Below are 14,961 nucleotides of genomic sequence, written 5' to 3'. Positions count from 1 at the left end.
GTCTACAGCGCGTGAGCAAACTCGGCAATGGCGTCGGCTGCCTTCGGAATCAGATGCGGCTGGCCGGCCAGGTAGTGGTTGCCGCTCACGATGTCGACATTGCGGATGCGCGATCCGCCGGCGGCCATCCACGCGTCGCGCGTGCTCGGAAAGGTCGACTGGTCGCCGGTGTAGGTCAGCAGCAGCTTGGGCACCGTGGTGCGCGCAAGGTTGGTCGGCCCGTCGGCCTGGGAGCGCGACGACCACTGCGAGAGGAACGCCGTCAATGACGTGGTGCGTCCCATCGCATTGGCCGAGTAGTTCACCTGTCGCGCATCGCCCCACACGCTGCCGGGCAGCCGGTCGTTGGCGTCGAGCGAGAGGTCGACGCAGCGCGGATCGGCGTGCGTGCGGTAGACGACGAAGGCCTGGTCGCGCGGCGCACCCGGCGTGCGGCGCAGCATTGCCAGCCGGTCGACGGCCCACTGCTCGATGCGGTCCAGCCGTGCCTTCTGTGCCGCGCTGAAGCGCGCGAGAAAGCCGGCGTCGTAGGGCATGCGATGGCGCGGGTCGTACATGTCCAGGTCGGGGTCGACCGAGAGCGGGTCGTGCTCGTCGGTGACCGAAGGGTCGATCCAGTCGCGCATCAGCCGCGTGCGGCCCAGGTGCGCGGCGCACAGCGCGATGCCGTCCACGGGCGGAAGGTCGCTTGGGTGCAGGTGCGTGGGATCGCCGTCGGGCAGGTGCGTGGCCGTGAGCTTCTCGGCCTGCGCCTGGTAGAAGGCGGCGAGCGCGGCACCGCCCGAGTTGCCGACCAGCAGCACCTTCTCGTAGCCGGCCGCGCGCAGGTATTGCACGCCGGCGCCCAGGTCCTGGATGGCGCGTTCCATCAGCAGCACCGTGTCGTTGCCGACGAAGCGCGAGTTCAGGCCCATGCAGCAGATGCCGCGCTCGGCCAGCGGCTCGATCAGGTAGTGGCCCATGAAATTGCTGGTCGGGTGCATCACGATGGCCGCGATTTTTTTCGGGCCCTGCGGTGCGCGAAAGGCGCCGTAGATGCGCGGGCGCAGCAGCTGCAGGCCCGACTGGCTCTCCATCGACGCGCCGGGCTTCACATCGATGACGGCGAGTTGCAGCTCAGCCATTCGCAACGCCTTTCGCCGCACGCAGTTGTGCCTTGCGCACGGTCCACGCATCGAGGTCCGCACGGGCGCGCAGCGCGTGCGCGTCCATCTCGGCCTGCGGCACGGTCGGCGTGGTCAGCTCCACGCGGATGCCGTTGGGATCGAAGAAGTAGATCGACTCGATGATGTGGTGGTCGGTCACGCCCAGCACCTCGATGCCGGCGCCTTCGAGCCGTGCCTTGGCAGCAAGCAGATCGGCCACCGAATCGACGCGCAGCGCGATGTGGTTCACCCAGGAAGGCGTGTTCGGCGAAGGCAGCGCGGCAATGTCGTCGCCCAGGTCGAAGAAGGCGATGTACGAGCCGTCGCGCATCTGGAAAAAGATGTGCACGTAGGGGCAGTACTCGCCCGTGCTCGGCACGTGGTCGCTCTTGATGACGTGGGCCAGCGGCAGGCCCAGCAGGTCTTCGTAGAACTGGCGCGTTTCTTCGCTGTCGCGGCAGCGCCAGGCGAAGTGGTGCAGCCCGCGCACGGGGGGCGCGAGCGGCGTGGTTGGCGTCGTGGTTGACGTGGTGAGTGGGGCCGTTGCGGCAGTCGTCGGCATGCGTGTCTCCGGTGAGCCCCGATTGGGCGATGCCGCGTCTTATGATGCAATCGAAATTAATTCATCGATTGATGAAATAACCATATGAATCTGACCTTGCGCCAATTGCGCGCCTTTGCCGCCGTGGCCGAAACCGGCAGCTTCACCGCGGCGGCGCAGCAGCTGCACCTCACGCAGTCGGCGCTCAGCGTGCTGGTGCGCGAACTCGAGCGCGAAATGGGCGTGCAGCTGTTCGACCGGCACACGCGCCGCGTGCAGCTGTCGGACGCGGGGCGGGAGTTCCTGCCGTCGGTGCACCGGCTGCTCGGCGACCTCAGCAGCGCGGTGGCCGGCGTGACCGACCTGCGTGACAAGAAGAAAGGCTTGCTACGGCTTGCAGCGCCGCAGCTCATGGCCTGCACGCTGATGCCGCGCGTGATTGCCGTCTACCGCGAGGCGTACCCCGACATCGACGTGCGGCTGGCCGACACGCTGCCCGAGCACCTGCTCGCGGGCGTGATGGCCGGCGACGTCGAGCTGGCCGTGGGGCAGGACGTGGCCACCGACGACGGCGCCATCGAGCGCCGCACGCTGTTCCGCGACCGCCACTGGCTGATCTGCCCGCCGGGGCACGCCTTTGCAAAGCGCCGCAAGGTGCGCTGGCACGAGCTGGAGCCCTACACCTTCATTGCGCCCACGCGCGACTTTCGCCAGCGCGTGCTGCCCGAGCTGGCGCCGGCCGAGCGCGCGTACATGCTGCGCCCCGGCACCCAGGAGGTGTCGTACATGACGACCGCGCTTGGCATGGTGGCGTCGGGGCTCGGGCTCACCGTGTGCCCGACCTATTCGGCGCCGCTGGTGCGCGCCCATGGGCTGCAGATGGTGCGGCTCGAATCGCCGGACTTCCACCGCGAGGTGTGCGTCTACAGCGCGGCGCGGCGCACGCTGTCCCCGGCGGCGGCGAGCTTCGTGGAAATTCTCGAGCGTTTCGCCAAGGCCCAGCAGAAGGGCTGAAAAGCATCGGGAAAGCGCATGAGGCGCTCAGGGGCGCCGTGGGGCCAAACCTACAATGCAGGCCGACCCGTCTTCCACCACCTCCAGATCCATGAACGTCATTCGATTCACCGACCTTTGTGCGCAAGGCAAGGCCGCCGGCCAGCGCGTTTTCATCCGTGCCGACCTCAACGTGCCGCAAGACGACGCCGGCAACATCAACGAAGACACGCGCGTGCGCGCCTCGGTGCCCTGCATCCAGCTGGCACTCGACGCCGGCGCGGCCGTGATGGTCACCTCGCACCTGGGCCGCCCGACCGAAGGCGAATTCAAGCCCGAAGACTCGTTGGCTCCCGTGGCCAAGCGCCTGGGCGAACTGCTCGGCCGCGAGGTGCCGCTGGTCGCCAACTGGGTCGACGGCGTCGACGTGAAGCCCGGCCAGGTCGTGCTGCTCGAGAACTGCCGCGTCAACAAGGGCGAGAAGAAGAACGACGAGGCGCTGGCCCGCAAGCTGGCCGCGCTGACCGACATCTACGTGAACGACGCCTTCGGCACCGCGCACCGCGCCGAGGCCACCACCTACGGCATTGCGCAGTTCGCGAAGATCGCCGCGGCCGGCCCGCTGCTGGCCGCCGAGATGGACGCCATCACCAAGGCGCTGGCGCAGCCCAAGCGGCCGCTGGTGGCCATCGTGGCGGGCTCGAAGGTCAGCACCAAGCTGACCATCCTCAAGAGCCTGTCGGCCAATGTCGACCAACTGATCGTCGGTGGCGGCATTGCCAACACCTTCATGCTGGCGGCCGGCCTGAAGATCGGCAAGTCGCTGGCCGAGCCCGACCTGCTGGACCAGGCCAAGGCGGTGATCGACGCCATGCGCGCACGCGGCGCCGACGTGCCGATTCCGGTGGACGTGGTCACGGCCAAGACCTTCGCGGCCGATGCGGTCGCCACCGTCAAGGACGCGAACGACGTGGCCGACGACGACCTGATCCTCGACATCGGCCCCAAGACCTCCGCCATCCTGGCCGCGCAACTGCGCGAAGCCGGCACCATCGTCTGGAACGGCCCTGTGGGCGTGTTCGAGTTCGACGCCTTCGCGGGCGGCACCAAGGCCATCGCGCAGGCCATTGCCGAGAGCAGCGCGTTCTCGATCGCCGGCGGCGGCGACACGCTCGCAGCCATCGCCAAGTACGGCATCGAAAAAGACGTGGGCTACATCTCGACCGGCGGCGGCGCGTTTCTCGAAGTGCTGGAAGGCAAGACGCTGCCGGCCTTCGAGATCCTGGCCAGGCGCGCAGCCGGCTGACCCCGGCCGTGGCGGCGGCGGGAAAACCCATGGGGTGACTTCCGTCAGACACACAAAGTGTATACAGTAGCGAATACAAAACGGAGACTACCTTCATGAGCACGGACCGCATCCCCCGCCACGCCACCAAGATCGTTGCCACGCTCGGTCCGGCGTCCAACACGCCGGAACTGCTGGAGCAGATGATCCTGGCCAAGGTCAGCGTGGTGCGGCTCAATTTCAGCCACGGTACGGCGCAGGACCACATCGACCGTGCCGCCATGGTGCGCGAAGCTGCCCGCAAGGTGGGGCGCGAAGTGGCCATCATGGCCGACCTGCAGGGCCCGAAGATCCGCGTCGGCAAGTTCGCGCAGGGCAAGGTCTGGCTGGAGCCGGGCGCCAAGTTTGTGCTCGACGCCTCCCGCACCGAGCTGGGCGACATCGACGCCGTGGGCCTGGACTACAAGGACCTGCCGCGCGACGTAAAGCCCGGCGACAAGCTGCTGCTGAACGACGGCCTGATCGTGCTGACCGTTGACGCCGTTCGCGGCGAAGCCGTGCACACCACGGTCAAGCTGGGCGGCGAGCTGTCGAACAACAAGGGCATCAACAAGCAGGGCGGCGGCCTCACGGCGCCGGCGCTCACCGCCAAGGACATGGAAGACATCAAGACCGCGATGAGCTTCCAGGCCGACTACGTGGCCGTGAGCTTTCCCAAGAACGCGACCGACATGGAAATGGCGCGCCAGCTGTGCAACGTGGCGGCCGCCGAGTTCGGCCACAAGCCCGGCATGATCGCCAAGATCGAGCGCGCCGAGGCCATTCCCAAGCTGGAAGAAATCCTGCGTGCCAGCGACGGCATCATGGTCGCGCGTGGCGACCTGGCCGTTGAAGTCGGCAATGCCGCCGTGCCCGCGCTGCAGAAAAAAATGATCCGCATGGCGCGCGACATGGACAAGGTGGTCATCACCGCGACCCAGATGATGGAGTCGATGATCACCAACCCCGTGCCCACGCGCGCCGAAGTGAGCGACGTGGCCAACGCCGTGCTCGACGGCACCGACGCCGTGATGCTCTCGGCCGAAACCGCCTCGGGCCGCTACCCGCTCGAAACCGTGCAGGAAATGAGCCGCATCTGCGAGGCCGCAGAGGCCGCCGAAGACAAGACGCTCGACGCCGACTTCAGCGGCAAGACCTACAGCCGCATCGACCAGTCGATTGCCATGGGCGCGCTGTTCACGGCGCACCACCTGGGCGCCAAGGCCATCGTGGCGCTGACCGAGTCGGGCGCCACCATGCTGTGGATGAGCCGCCACCGCGCGCACATTCCCATGTACGCGCTGACCTCGCGCCTGGCCACCCAGCGCAAGCTGGCGCTGTACCGCAACGTGCGCCCGCTGCTGATGGATTCGCAGACCGACCGCGACACCGCGCTCGAGCAGGCCGAAGCCCATCTGAAGAAGCGCGGCATCGTCCAGACCGGCGACGTGTACGCCATCACCTGCGGCGAGCCGATGGGTGCCCCGGGCGGCACCAACATGCTGAAGATCTGCCGGGCGAGCTGACGGGTACTTTCAGAAACACCGCGGAACCGGCTTTGCCGGGCCGCTGGTGTTGCCCCCGGCGAGGGGGTTGGAGAAGCGACACGAAGTGCGCGCAGCCTGGGGAAGTGCCAATTTCTAGCCGTTCCTGAACAGGAAGCTGTAGGCGTTCAGTGCGGGCACCCCGCCCAGGTGGGCATACAGCACCTTCGAGCCGGCCGGGAACTCCCCCAGCCGCACTTTCTCGATCATCCCGTGCATCGACTTGCCCTCGTACACGGGGTCGGTCAGCATGCCCTCGAAGCGCGCGCACAGGCGAATTGCCTCCAGCGTGCCTTCGTTCGGCAGCCCGTATTCGGGCCCGCCGAAGCGGCGGTCCAGCACCACGTCCTTCTCGGTGATGTCGCGGCCCAGCTCGACCAGCTCGGCCGTGCCCTTCGCAATGCGCACGATCTGCTCGAAGGTCTGTTGCGGCTTGGCCGAGGCGTCGATGCCGATCACGCGGTCGGCGCGCCCGTCGGCCGCAAAGCCCACCACCATGCCAGCTTGGGTGCTGCCGGTGACCGAGCAGGTCACGATGTAGTCGAACTTGAAGCCCAGCTCGGCTTCCTGCTGCCGCACTTCTTCGGCAAAGCCGACGAAGCCCAGCCCACCGCGCGGATGCTCCGAGCAGCCGGCCGGAATGGGAAAGGGCTTGCCGCCGGCCTTGCGCACGTCGGCCATGGCCTGCTCCCAGCTCTTGCGGATGCCGATGTCGAAGCCCGCCGCATCGAGCCGCACTTCGGCCCCCAGGATGCGCGACATCTCGATGTTGCCGACCCGGTCGTACACGGCGTCGGAGTAGTTGACCCAGTTCTCCTGCACCAGCACGCACTTCAGGCCCAGGTGCGCCGCCACCGCCGCCACCTGCCGCGTCTGGTTGGACTGGATGCCGCCGATGGACACCAGCGTGTCGTAGCCGCCTTCGAGCGCCTCGGGAATCAGGTACTCGAGCTTGCGGGTCTTGTTGCCGCCGAAGGCCAGGCCGCTGTTGCAGTCCTCGCGCTTGGCGTAGAGATCGACCTTGCCGCCGAGGTGTGTGCTGAGCCGCTTCAGGGGGTGGATCGGCGTCGGCCCGAAGGTCAGGGCGTGGCGGGGAAACTTCTTCAGGTTCATCTGCTTGGCTCCAGGGGGTTGGTGCCCCTGATCGTAGGAAGAAGGGCTCGCAACGTGCTTGCGAAGTTTTCTGGATATACGTGTGAAAAAAAGGCACGATGGGTCGCACAGAAACTTTCACGCCGCGAGAAAGCACATGAGCACAACAAAATTGCGTGTCGCCCCTGAGCTGGACCGCACCGACCGCGCCATTCTTCGCGCTCTGCAGCGCGACGCCTCGGTGTCGAACGTGGCGCTGGCGGCCAAGGTGAACCTCAGCGCGCCGGCCTGCCTGCGCCGCGTCGAGCGGCTCAAGGCGGCGGGGCTCATCAAGGGCGTGGTGGCGCTGCTCGACCCCGACGCGCTCGACCTGGGCATGCTGGTGATGATCGGCGTGGTGCTCGACCGCTCCACGCCCGACTCCTTCGCCGACTTCGAGAAGGCCGCGCAGAAGGTGTCGGGCTGCCTCGAATGCCATGTGGTCTCGGGCGAGTTCGACTACTTCATGCTGGTGCGCACCCGCGACAACGACAGTTTCAACCGCCTGCACGCCGAGCAGTTGCTGTACCTGCCGGGCGTGCGGCAGATCCGCACCTTCGTCGTCTTGAAGCAAGTGCTGTCGACCACGCAGCTTCCGATCTGACGAAACCGGTGCGCGCCGGCGTGCGTACTGTGTCGATGAGCTTTTCCACTTTCGCGACTTTCCACAAGTCCTTGCGCCGGCGCCGCGGTGCCCTCGCCGCCGCCTTCACCGTCACCGGTGCGGCCCTGCTGTCGGCCTGTTCGCCGATCAAGGTGCTCAACCGGCTGGTGCCCGGCGACACCTACCAGTTCCAGGGCGGCATCGCCTACGGCCAGGCGCCGCGCCAGCTGCTCGACGTCTACCAGCCGCTGCCGGCCACGCTGCCGGCGTCGGGTGCTCGGCCGCTGGTGGTGTTCTTCTTCGGCGGCACCTGGAGCAGCGGCGACCGCGCCAGCTACAAGTTCATCGGCGAGGCGCTGGCCGCGCGCGGCGCGGTGGTGGTGATTCCCGACTACGGGCTGTCGCCCACCTTCACCTACCCGGTGTTCGTGCGCGACAGCGCGCTGGCCGTCAAATGGGCGCTCGACAACGCCGCCCAGCTGGGCGCCGACCCTCGGCAGGTCTACGTGATGGGCCACAGCTCGGGCGGCTACAACGCCGCCATGGTGGCGCTGGACGCGCGCTGGCTGGCCGAGGTGGGCGCCAGCCCGAAGCAGCTGGCGGGCTGGATCGGCCTGGCCGGCCCCTACGACTTCCTGCCCATCGGCGACCCCCAGGCGCAGGCCGCTTTCAACTGGCCGAACACGCCGCGCGACTCGCAACCGCTGGCGCATGCCGGCCCGGCCTCGCCCCGGACGCTGCTGCTGGCGGCGGCCAAGGACAACCTGGTCTACCCCGACCGCAACACCGGCCAGATGGCCGCCGCGCTGCGTGCCGCGGGCGTGCCGGTACAGGTGCAGCTGTTCGACAACCTGAGCCACGTCACGCTGATCGGCGCCTTCGCCAAGCCGATCCAGTGGCTGGGAGGCCCGGTGCTGCCGCCTGTCATGGATTTCCTCGGGTTGGCGTCAGTGTCGTCCCACAAGGGCGCTCGGTAGAATTGGGATAGTTTTTCTCGTCTTTCCGTCTTCTCTTTTTCCCTAATTCCCGCGAGGTATTTCCCCATGGCACTCGTCTCGATGCGCGAACTGCTCGACCATGCCGCAGCCAATGGCTACGGCATCCCGGCCTTCAACGTCAACAACCTCGAACAGGTCCAGGCCGTGATGGAGGCCGCCAAGGAAACCGGCGCCCCCGTCATCCTGCAAGCCAGCGCGGGTGCCCGCAAGTACGCCGGCGAAGCCTTCATCAAGCACCTGATCCAGGCCGCCATCGAGCAGTACCCCAACATTCCGCTGGTCATGCACCAGGACCACGGCCAGAACCCCGACGTCTGCAAGGGCGCCATCGACCTGGGCTTCAGCTCGGTCATGATGGACGGCTCGCTCGAAGCCGACGGCAAGACCATTGCCAGCTACGACTACAACGTGGACGTCACCAAGAAGGTGTCGGACATGGCCCACCGCCTGGGCGTGACCGTCGAAGGCGAACTCGGCTGCCTGGGCTCGCTGGAGACCATGAAGGGCGACAAGGAAGACGGCCACGGCACCGACGACACCATGACGCGCGAGCAGTTGCTGACCGACCCCGAGCAGGCCGCCGACTTCGTCAAGCGCACCCAGATCGACGCGCTGGCCATTGCCATCGGCACCAGCCATGGCGCCTACAAGTTCACGCGCGAGCCCACCGGCGACATCCTGGCGATCGACCGCATCAAGGAAATCCACCGCCGCATTCCCAACACCCACCTGGTGATGCACGGCTCGTCGAGCGTGCCGCAGGAGCTGCTGGCCATCATTCGCCAGTACGGCGGCAACATGAAGGAAACCTACGGTGTGCCCGTCAAGGAAATCCAGGAAGCCATCAAGCATGGCGTGCGCAAGATCAACATCGACACCGACATCCGCCTGGCCATGACCGGCGCGGTGCGCAAGTTCCTGTTCGAGAACCCCGAGAAGTTCGATGCCCGCGAGTGGCTCAAGCCGGCGCGCGAAGCCGCCAAGCTGATCTGCAAGCAGCGCTACATCGAGTTCGGCTGCGAAGGCCAGGGCGCCAAGATCAAGGGCGACACGCTGCAAGTGGTCGCCGCCAAGTACGCCAAGGGCGAACTGGCCCAGGAAGTCGTCTAACAACTTCCCCGCGATTCGAAGGCCACCGTTCGCGGTGGCTTTTTTCTGCGCGCACAATCCGTTTTCCACGTCACCCTGTTTTCCCGTTCCCAGAGCACTGTTCCATGACCACCGTCCACACCTCCTCCATCCAGAGCCTGCCCCTGCTTGCGCGCGGCAAGGTGCGCGACAACTACGCCGTCGGCGAAGACCGCATCCTGATGGTCGCGAGCGACCGGCTCAGCGCCTTCGACGTGATCATGGGCGAGCCCATTCCCGGCAAGGGCGAGATCCTCACGCAGATGGCGCTGTGGTGGTTCGAGCGGCTCGGCCAGCTCTGCCCCAACCACCTGACGGGCGATGCGCCCGAGAGCGTGGTCACGGCCGACGAAGTGCCGCAGGTCACCCAGCGCTCGATGCTGGTCAAGCGCCTGAAGCCGATTCCGGTCGAGGCCGTGGTGCGCGGCTACCTGGCCGGCAGCGGCTGGAAGGAATACCAGGAAAGCCGATCGGTCTGCGGCGTGCCACTGCCCGAGGGCCTGACCAACGCGAGCAAGCTGCCGCGCCCGATCTTCACGCCCGCCGCCAAGGCCGCGGCCGGCGAGCACGACGAGAACATCAGCTACGAACGCGTGGTCGAGATCGTCGGCCCCAAGCTGGCCCAGCAGATTCGCGAAACCAGCATTGCCATCTACGAAACCGCCGCGCAGATCGCCCTGACCAAGGGAATGATCATTGCCGACACCAAGTTCGAATTCGGCCTGGACGAAGCCGGCACGCTGGTGCTGATGGACGAAGTGCTCACGCCCGACAGCTCGCGCTACTGGCCGGTCGAGGGCTACCAGGCCGCGCTGGCCGCCGGCACCAACCCGCCCAGCTACGACAAGCAGTTCGTGCGCGACTGGCTCGAAGCCACCAAGATCAACGGCAAGCCCTGGGACAAGACGCCGCCCGCGCCGCGCCTGCCCGCCGAGGTGATCGAGAAGACTGCGGCCAAGTACCGCGAGGCGTTGGAGCGCCTCACCGGCTGATTCCGCGGGGCGGCCGCCCGCTTCCTCCGCTTCTCGCTCAGCGGCTTCCGCCCGAATTCAGCAGCGCCACGGTCCGCCCGCTGGCGTCCAGCAGCGCGAGCCGCCCCGGCGCCAGCCTGTAGCTCGCGGTGCTTTGCAGGGCCGCCAGGAACTGCGCTTCATTGGCGCCGCGCGTCGGGTCGGCGCAGGCCATGCGCGTCGAGGCCAGCTGGCCGATCTTCAGCGTGATGCCGCTGCGCGTGAAGCTGCCCGAGACCCGGTTGCAGCCGCCCGAACCGCTGACCCGGCCGCTGCTGCGGTCGAACTGGATCTGCGCATCGCTGCCCGGCCCGATGGGCTCGTCGCCCAGCTGTGCGAGGCGCCACAGCGGGCCTTCGATCGGCTCGTCCAGGCTGATGCCGCTGCCGCAGCCGGTCAATGTGGTCAGCAGCGCCGCCGTCGCAAGGACGGGGAGCGCGAGTCGGCGGGCGAAAGAACGCATGGCCAGTCTTCCTTTTCGATCTGCAACAAGTTGAATCGGGCGTGATCGTATGCGACGGCGCGGGGCCCGCCAATGCCGCCCCTGTGCCGGATGCCGGGTGCGTGCCGGGCGGGCATGAAAAAGCGACCCGGGGGTCGCTTGTTCTGTTCGATGCGCAGCCGGATCAGCTCAGCACGATGCTGCTCAGGCGGCGGCGGTACGTGGCCACGACCGGGTCGTCCGGCGGAATCTGCCCGTCGGCCACCTTCACCTTGGGCGGCTCGATCAGGTCGAGGATCGCGATGTAGGTCTTGCGGGCGAGGTCTTCGCTCCAGCTCTTGTCGCGCATCAGGATGTCGAGCAGCTCGTCCATGGCGTCGGTCCAGCGCTGCGCGGCCATCAGCAGGCGGGCACGGCCGAAGCGGGCCTCGAAGTCGCGCTTGTTGGCGGCGATCCTGGCCTCGAAATCGGCTGCAGCGGGCGCCGCACCGGTGACGGGTGCTGCGAAATCGATAGCATCCATCCAGCGCTGCAGCGAGTCGAAGCGGCGCACCAGCGTGGTTTTGGCGATCACCGGGGCAAAGGCGACCTTGGCGTCGTCGACGCGGCCTTCCTGCAGCAGCAGCTTGATGTAGTCGAAGCGGGCGTCGTCGTTGGCCGGGTCGGTGGCCACCGCGTGCTGCAGTTTTTCGAGCGCGCCCAGGGTGTCGCCCCCGGCCAGCGCTTCCTGCGCGGCGGCTTCTTCCGAGGCGGCCTCGGCTTCATCGGCGCCCGGCACGTGCTTGTCGAGGAATTCACGGATTTTTTCGGCCGGAATGGCGCCGACGAAGCCGTCGACCGGCTGGCCGTCCTTGAACATCACGCAGAACGGGATGCTGCGCACGCCGAACATTTCGGACAGCTGCGACGAAATCTGCGGCACCTTGTCGGCGTCGAGCTTGGCCAGCGTGAAGCGCCCGCCGTACTCGACTTCGAGTTTTTCAAGCACCGGCCCGAGCTGTTTGCAGGGTCCGCACCATTCGGCCCAGATGTCGAGCAACACCGGCGTGGCGACGGAGCCTTCGACCAGCTCGGCCTGGAAATTTTCGAGAGTGATGTCGATCATCGGAACCAACTGGGGGTGAAACGTAAAATTGAAACCATGAACGAAACCATTCAGGTCGGTGTAGTGATGGGCTCGAGCTCCGATTGGGAGACGATGCGCAACGCGGTCGAGATTCTCCAGCAATTCGGAATCAGCCACGAAGCAAAGGTGGTCTCGGCCCACCGGATGCCCGATGCGCTCTTTGCGTATGCCGAAAGTGCCGCCGGGCGCGGCCTTGCCGCGATCATCGCGGGAGCGGGTGGCGCGGCCCATCTGCCGGGCATGCTGGCCTCCAAGACCACGGTGCCGGTGCTCGGCGTCCCGGTGGCCAGCCGCCACCTGCAGGGCGTCGATTCGCTCTACAGCATCGTGCAGATGCCCAAGGGCGTGCCCGTGGCCACCTTTGCCATCGGCAACGCGGGCGCGGCCAATGCGGCGCTGTTCGCGGTGGCGATGCTGGCGGTGAACGATGCGGCGCTGCGCGCAAGGCTCGACGCCTTCCGCACGGCCCAGACCGCCGCAGCCGAAGCCATGACGCTGCCGCCGGTGGCCGCCGGCGAGGCGCCACCGCCAGCCATTTCCCCTTTCTCGCCGCAAGGCGGAGGTGCCCTGTGACCCAGAACAGCGACCTGCCCATTCTTCCGGGCGCCACGCTCGGCGTGCTCGGCGGCGGGCAACTGGGGCGCATGTTCGCCCACGCCGCCCAGCGCATGGGCTACTTCACGGCGGTGCTCGACCCTGATGCCGACAGCCCCGCCGGCCGCGTGAGCCACAACCACATCCACACCGACTACGCCGACGTCGACGGCCTGGCGCGCCTTGCCGGCCTGGCCGATGCCGTCACCACCGAATTCGAGAACGTGCCGGCGCCTTCGCTGGAGCACCTGGCGGTGGCGCGGCCCGTGTCGCCGGGCGCCGCGGCCATTGCCATCGCGCAGGACCGCATCGCCGAGAAGGCCCACTTCACGCGCTGCGGCGTGCCTTGCGCGCCCTATGCCGCCATCCAGACGGCCGCCGAACTGGCCGCCGTCGAAGACCACCTGCTGCCCGGCATTTTGAAAACCGCGCGCCTGGGTTACGACGGCAAGGGCCAGCAGCGCGTGAGCACCCGCGCCGAGCTGGTCGAGGCCTGGCAGGCCACCGGCTGCGTGCCCTGCGTGCTCGAAAAGTTGTTGCCGCTCGAATTCGAATGCTCGGTGATCCTTGCGCGCGGGCGTGATGGCCAACTGGTGCACTTTCCGCCGCAGCGCAACCTGCACCGCGACGGCATCCTCGCCGTGACCGAAGTGCATCCGCAGAACATGCCCAAGACGGTGGCGCAAGGCGCGGTCAATTCCGCCAGGAGCATTGCCAACGGCCTGAACTACGTGGGCGTGCTGTGCGTCGAGTTCTTCGCGCTGGCCGACGGCTCGCTGGTCGTCAACGAAATGGCGCCGCGCCCGCACAACAGCGGCCACTACACGATGGAAGCCTGCGACGTGTCGCAGTTCGAGCTGCAGGTGCGCACCCTCGCCGGCCTGCCGCTGGCCGCGCCGCGCCAGCACAGCCCCGCGATCATGCTGAACCTGCTGGGCGACCTGTGGTTTCCGTCGTCATCGTCGTCGCCGGCCGGTGAAGGCGCCGACGGCAAGGCCGACAGCAAGCCCGTCTCGCCGCCATGGGGCGAAGTGCTCGCGTTGCCCGGCGTCCACCTGCACCTGTACGGAAAGATGGAGCCCCGGCGCGGCCGCAAGATGGGCCACCTGACCCTGACCGGCGCCACGCTCGAAGGCGTGCGCGCCACCGCGTCGCAGGCGGCCTTGCTGCTGGGCCTGCCGCCGGTGGACGCGTCCGGACTCGCATGATCCTCGACGGCCAATCCCCCGAAGCCATTGCCGAAGCAGCGCGCGTGCTGCGCGCGGGCGGCCTCGTCGCGTTCCCGACCGAAACCGTCTACGGTCTGGGTGCCGACGCGAGCAGCGACAGCGCCGTTGCGGGCATCTTCGCGGCCAAGGGCCGGCCGTCGGACCATCCGCTGATCGTCCACGTGGCGGCCGGCATCAAGGGCACCCAGGCGCTGTCGCGCTTCGCCCAGCCGCTGCCGCCGTTCGCGCAGAAGCTGGTGCAGGCCTTCTGGCCCGGCCCGCTCACGCTGATCGTCACGCGCCAGCCCGGCGTGGGCGCCGCCGCCGCCGGCGGACAAGACACCATCGGCCTGCGCTGCCCCTCGCACCCCGTGGCGCAGGCGCTGCTGGAGGCCTGTGCCGAGCAGGGCGTGCCCGGCCTCGCGGGCCCCAGCGCCAACCGCTTCGGCCGCGTGAGCCCGACCACTGCCCAGCACGTGTACGACGAGTTCGGCGACACATTGCTGGTGATCGACGGCGGCGCCTGCGAAGTGGGCATCGAGTCGACCATCGTCGACTGCAGCCGCGGCGCGCCCGTGCTGCTGCGCCCCGGCCTGATCACGCGCGCGCAGATCGAAGCGGCCTGCGGCGAAAAGCTGAGCGACCGCGAAGTGCTGGAAACCCCCGACCCGCGCGCCTCGGGCACGCTCGAAGCGCACTACGCCCCCGACGCCAAGGTGCGGCTGATGGACGCGAAGGCAATCCAGACGGGCCTGGACGTGCTGGGCGCGAATGCGGCGCACATCGCGGTGTGGTCGCGCGCCACCATCCGATGCCGCTCGCAGCGCGTGTTGCAGCGGCGCATGCCCGACGACGCGGCGGCTGCCGCGCAGCAGCTGTTCGCGGTGCTGCGGGAGTTCGACGCCCAGGGGGTCAAGTTGATATGGATCGAAACCCCGCCCGACACGCCCGAGTGGGAAGGTGTGCGCGATCGTCTTCAGCGCGCGTCCGCGGCCTGAGATTCCGGCTGTGATCTGCTTTGCTTGGTAATCGCCGCTGTTCAGGGCGCCGCTCACGCCGACGGTGTGCTCTGCTCCGCGAATGTCCCCCGCTTCGCTCCTCCTTTATTTCGCTGCGCAGAGCACACCATCCGCGTGAGCGTCATCAGAGTGGTCGTTGATCAGCGGTACACCA

15 protein-coding genes are annotated in these 14,961 nt (G+C 67.7%); 10 read left to right on the top strand and 5 right to left on the bottom strand.

Translation table 11 applies throughout. From position 1 onward, the window contains the following. Positions 1 to 2 precede the first annotated feature (2 nt). Positions 3 to 1,124 (bottom strand): S9 family peptidase, encoded by a 1,122-nt coding sequence (locus DBV14_RS18635; protein WP_124460811.1) that lies wholly within the window; start codon positions 1,122 to 1,124, stop codon positions 3 to 5. Continuing rightward, positions 1,117 to 1,707, bottom strand: coding sequence for a VOC family protein (locus tag DBV14_RS18630; protein WP_260397115.1), 591 nt, complete (start codon positions 1,705 to 1,707; stop codon positions 1,117 to 1,119). The genes DBV14_RS18635 and DBV14_RS18630 overlap by 8 nt, the downstream gene beginning before the upstream one ends. Positions 1,708 to 1,791: 84 nt before the next feature. Between DBV14_RS18630 and DBV14_RS18625 the strand changes: the two genes are divergently transcribed. From DBV14_RS18625 to pyk, 3 genes are all read left to right on the top strand, one after another. Next, positions 1,792 to 2,700 carry a LysR family transcriptional regulator gene (locus DBV14_RS18625; protein WP_124460809.1) on the top strand — a complete coding sequence of 303 codons (909 nt, stop codon included), beginning with the start codon at positions 1,792 to 1,794 and terminating at the stop codon, positions 2,698 to 2,700. A 91-nt stretch (positions 2,701 to 2,791) separates the two neighbouring features. Further along, positions 2,792 to 3,985, top strand: a complete 1,194-nt coding sequence (locus tag DBV14_RS18620) for a phosphoglycerate kinase (protein ID WP_124460807.1) — start codon at positions 2,792 to 2,794, stop codon at positions 3,983 to 3,985. A gap of 95 nt (positions 3,986 to 4,080) precedes the next feature. Next, entirely contained in the window at positions 4,081 to 5,529 is a 1,449-nt protein-coding gene (pyk, locus tag DBV14_RS18615) for a pyruvate kinase (protein WP_124460805.1), read from the top strand. 114 nt (positions 5,530 to 5,643) lie between these two features. Here the strand turns inward: pyk and DBV14_RS18610 are convergent, their stop codons facing one another. After that, entirely contained in the window at positions 5,644 to 6,660 is a 1,017-nt protein-coding gene (locus DBV14_RS18610; protein ID WP_124460803.1) for a 1-aminocyclopropane-1-carboxylate deaminase, read from the bottom strand. Positions 6,661 to 6,796: 136 nt separating this feature from the next. Between DBV14_RS18610 and DBV14_RS18605 the strand changes: the two genes are divergently transcribed. The 4 genes from DBV14_RS18605 (at position 6,797) to DBV14_RS18590 (ending at position 10,400) form a co-directional block, all read left to right on the top strand. Next, positions 6,797 to 7,282 (top strand): Lrp/AsnC family transcriptional regulator, encoded by a 486-nt coding sequence (locus DBV14_RS18605; protein ID WP_093242762.1) that lies wholly within the window; start codon positions 6,797 to 6,799, stop codon positions 7,280 to 7,282. A gap of 35 nt (positions 7,283 to 7,317) precedes the next feature. After that, entirely contained in the window at positions 7,318 to 8,259 is a 942-nt protein-coding gene (locus tag DBV14_RS18600; RefSeq protein ID WP_124460801.1) for an alpha/beta hydrolase, read from the top strand. Between the two features lie 66 nt (positions 8,260 to 8,325). Next, a complete protein-coding gene (gene fba / locus DBV14_RS18595) occupies positions 8,326 to 9,390 on the top strand; it encodes a class II fructose-bisphosphate aldolase (protein ID WP_081268804.1) in 1,065 nt (354 codons plus the stop codon). Positions 9,391 to 9,494: 104 nt separating this feature from the next. Then, positions 9,495 to 10,400: a phosphoribosylaminoimidazolesuccinocarboxamide synthase gene (locus DBV14_RS18590; protein WP_124460799.1), complete on the top strand. Its 906-nt coding sequence runs from the start codon at positions 9,495 to 9,497 to the stop codon at positions 10,398 to 10,400. 37 nt (positions 10,401 to 10,437) lie between these two features. Here DBV14_RS18590 and DBV14_RS18585 read toward each other — a convergent pair whose 3' ends face one another. Together DBV14_RS18585 and DBV14_RS18580 are read right to left on the bottom strand one after the other, a co-directional pair. After that, entirely contained in the window at positions 10,438 to 10,881 is a 444-nt protein-coding gene (locus DBV14_RS18585; protein ID WP_124460796.1) for an META domain-containing protein, read from the bottom strand. Between the two features lie 163 nt (positions 10,882 to 11,044). Continuing rightward, entirely contained in the window at positions 11,045 to 11,965 is a 921-nt protein-coding gene (locus DBV14_RS18580) for a tetratricopeptide repeat protein (protein ID WP_124460794.1), read from the bottom strand. 36 nt (positions 11,966 to 12,001) lie between these two features. Here DBV14_RS18580 and purE point away from each other — a divergent pair, with 36 nt between their 5' ends. Genes purE through DBV14_RS18565 form a run of 3 tightly spaced genes read left to right on the top strand, consistent with a single transcriptional unit; the run spans position 12,002 to position 14,786 of the window. Continuing rightward, a complete protein-coding gene (purE, locus tag DBV14_RS18575; RefSeq protein ID WP_124460792.1) occupies positions 12,002 to 12,559 on the top strand; it encodes a 5-(carboxyamino)imidazole ribonucleotide mutase in 558 nt (185 codons plus the stop codon). Beyond that, positions 12,556 to 13,788 (top strand): 5-(carboxyamino)imidazole ribonucleotide synthase, encoded by a 1,233-nt coding sequence (locus DBV14_RS18570; protein WP_124460789.1) that lies wholly within the window; start codon positions 12,556 to 12,558, stop codon positions 13,786 to 13,788. Before purE ends, DBV14_RS18570 begins: the two co-directional genes overlap by 4 nt. Beyond that, positions 13,785 to 14,786: an L-threonylcarbamoyladenylate synthase gene (locus DBV14_RS18565; protein ID WP_124460787.1), complete on the top strand. Its 1,002-nt coding sequence runs from the start codon at positions 13,785 to 13,787 to the stop codon at positions 14,784 to 14,786. The genes DBV14_RS18570 and DBV14_RS18565 overlap by 4 nt, the downstream gene beginning before the upstream one ends. The last annotated feature ends 175 nt before the right edge of the window (positions 14,787 to 14,961 follow it).

It is taken from the genome of Variovorax sp. KBW07, assembly GCF_003852515.1.
GTDB lineage: Bacteria > Pseudomonadota > Gammaproteobacteria > Burkholderiales > Burkholderiaceae_C > Variovorax.
The sequence above is the reverse complement of the archived record's forward strand: the minus strand, read 5'-3'. Positions and strand labels throughout refer to the sequence as shown.